Consider the following 2,561-nt stretch of genomic DNA (forward strand, 5'->3'; position numbering starts at 1 on the left):
TGGAAAATCCGCACTAATTTGGCCCTTCTTTTCCAATAGAACTTGGTCCTTGAAATCCACTCGAAATTGACCCGGTTAATCCTCGAGAAAATGATCCCCGTAAAATGATCAAATACTTGTTTTACTCGTGCCAAAATGCTACTTTATCTGTTAAATAAATAAAAAAAAACAGATATATGCCCAATAAACGAATAAGCATGAACAAAATTCGTCAAGTATTACGATGTTATGCCTCTGGTAGCGGAACCAGGAGTATTAGTAGCATGTTAAACCTGTCCCGTAACACGGTCAAGAAGTATTTGCAGGTCTATCAAAAGAGCGGCCTGTCACTTGAATCGGTTCTTTCCCTGGATGATTCTTCCCTTTGTAACTTGTTCCAAGAGCAACACAAACGTTCGGAAGAACCGCCCGCCCGTTACAAGGAATTACAAGCTCTTCTCCCCGGTTACGCTAAACGTCTAAAAAAGAAGGGTGTGACCCGGCAGCAATTATTCCAAGAATACCGTTCCGATCATCCCGACGGTTATGCCCGGAGTCGTTTTTGTACTTATTTTCAAGCTTACCTCGCGTTATCTCACCCGGTTGCCCACCTTGAACACAAGGCCGGGGATAAAATGTTTATCGATTACGCCGGGGACAGACTCTCGCTCGTGGATCGCGACACGGGTCAAACGATCCCCGTTGAAGTTTTCGTGTCCATCCTCCCGTGTAGCCAGTTAACTTACGTGGAAGCGGTGATGAGCCAGCGCAAGGAAGACTTGATTCACGCTTGCGAGTCAGCCTTGCTTTTTTACGGGGGTACCCCGGCCGTTATCGTCCCTGACAATTTGAAATCTGCCGTGAACAAGCCGAGTCGTTACGAGGCAGAATTGAACGAGGATTTCGCGGCTTTTGCCGAGCATTACGGGTGTGTTGTCATTCCCGCCAGGGTTCGCAAACCAAGAGACAAGGCTCTCGTGGAAGGGGCGGTCAAGCTCGTTTACCGGGGTATTTACACCCGGCTTGAAGGCCGCGTGTTTCACGACCTGGAATCCCTTAACGCCGCGATCCGTGTCGCTCTCGAGTTGCACAACAATAGCCTGTTAACCGGGCGAAGTTATAGCCGCCGTGAACAATACGAGGAAATAGAGCGTGATTGCATGGGACCGTTGAACCCGATCCGTTTCGAACTCAAACGACGTCACGTGGCGACCGTGCAAAGAAACGGTTACGTTCGGCTGGAAAACCATTACTACAGCGTGCCGTATCGCCATATAGGGAAAAAGGTTAACATCTTATACAACAGCGAGAAGGTGGAAATCTATCTGAAATACGAGAAAGTGGCGGTTCATCAAAGGGGATACAAGCAGTATGGCTACACCCACGACGAGGCTCACCTTGCCCCCAGTCAAAAAGCTCCCGTGGACTGGGACCCGGGGCAATATATCGCGGAAGCCGCCTCCATGCATCCCGACGTGGAGGATTATATCCGTCACGTGATCGAGGCGAAAGTCCACCCGGAACAAGCTTGCAAGTCTTGTCGCGGGATACTGAATTTCGCGTCACGGGTGGGTCAAAAGAGACTGGTTAACGCTTGCCGGTGGGCTTCCAACCATGGCTTGTACAATTACCCTGCTATAGAAGAAATACTGAAAAACAGGCAAGATGAATTACCCCTGGAAGAAAACGAGGATGATAACGGGCAAAAGAGGATGCCCGCGCACGAGAACATAAGGGGAAAAGAGTATTATAACTAAACATCACGAGAAAAATGGAAATGAATCAAGAAACGCTGGAGAAGATGCGCCAGATGCGCCTCCAGGGCATGTACAACGCTTTTAAAACAAGCATGGAGAGTTTCAAAACGGAATCGATGACAACCGACCAGTTCGTGGCATGGCTGGTTTCCAACGAGTGGGATGACCGTTGTAACCGGATGATAGAAAGGCTGATCAAACAAGCTTCTTTTCGTTACAAGGCATCCCTGGAAGAAGTGGATTATTCCCTGGAACGAGGGCTCGAGCGCAACCTGCTAGAAAGGCTCGCGGAATTATCTTTCGTCAAAGAATCCAGGGACCTGTTCATCACCGGTAGCTCGGGAACGGGAAAAAGTTACATAGCCACGGCCCTGGGGTATAGAGCTTGCCAGAAAGGCATGAAAGTGCTCTACGCAAACACGGCCAGGTTAATGGGCCAGTTAAAAATGGCCAAGGCGAAAGGCACAATTTTGCAAGAACTTAAAAAGATTGAACGGGCGGACTTGCTGGTACTGGATGATTTCGGGATACAACCTTTTGATGCCGGGGGAAGAATGAATCTAATGGATATAGTGGAAGATCGACACGGGAAAAAATCCACCCTTATAACCTCGCAAGTCCCGGTAAAAGACTGGTACGATATTATCGGGGAAAAGACGATAGCGGATGCTGTCCTGGATAGAATCGTTCACCAGGCTATCCGGATTGAATTACACGGGGACTCTATCAGAAAATTGCAAGCTAAAAGATAAAATCACTATATTTGTGAATAAAATTTAATAATAATAATGGCATACCTGTAGAATTTTATGCACGTGTATAAAG

General features: G+C 47.7%; 2 protein-coding genes. Both read left to right on the plus strand.

All coding sequences use genetic code 11. The annotated features are described in order from the left end of the window. Positions 1 to 197 precede the first annotated feature (197 nt). Entirely contained in the window at positions 198 to 1,736 is a 1,539-nt protein-coding gene (gene istA, locus I2I33_RS20135; RefSeq protein WP_229128403.1) for an IS21 family transposase, read from the plus strand. Between the two features lie 14 nt (positions 1,737 to 1,750). Continuing rightward, positions 1,751 to 2,488, plus strand: a complete 738-nt coding sequence (istB, locus tag I2I33_RS20140; RefSeq protein WP_087420363.1) for an IS21-like element helper ATPase IstB — start codon at positions 1,751 to 1,753, stop codon at positions 2,486 to 2,488. The last annotated feature ends 73 nt before the right edge of the window (positions 2,489 to 2,561 follow it).

Source organism: Butyricimonas sp. BSD2780061689_150309_C8 (assembly GCF_015560935.1).
GTDB classification, from domain to species: Bacteria; Bacteroidota; Bacteroidia; order Bacteroidales; family Marinifilaceae; genus Butyricimonas; species Butyricimonas paravirosa.

What these genes read in the sequence shown, in the direction of transcription:
- istA (WP_229128403.1), top strand. Translation starts at nt 198, where the DNA reads ATGAACAAAATTCGTCAAGTATTACGATGTTATGCCTCTGGTAGCGGA.
- istB (WP_087420363.1), top strand. Translation starts at nt 1,751, where the DNA reads ATGGAAATGAATCAAGAAACGCTGGAGAAGATGCGCCAGATGCGCCTC.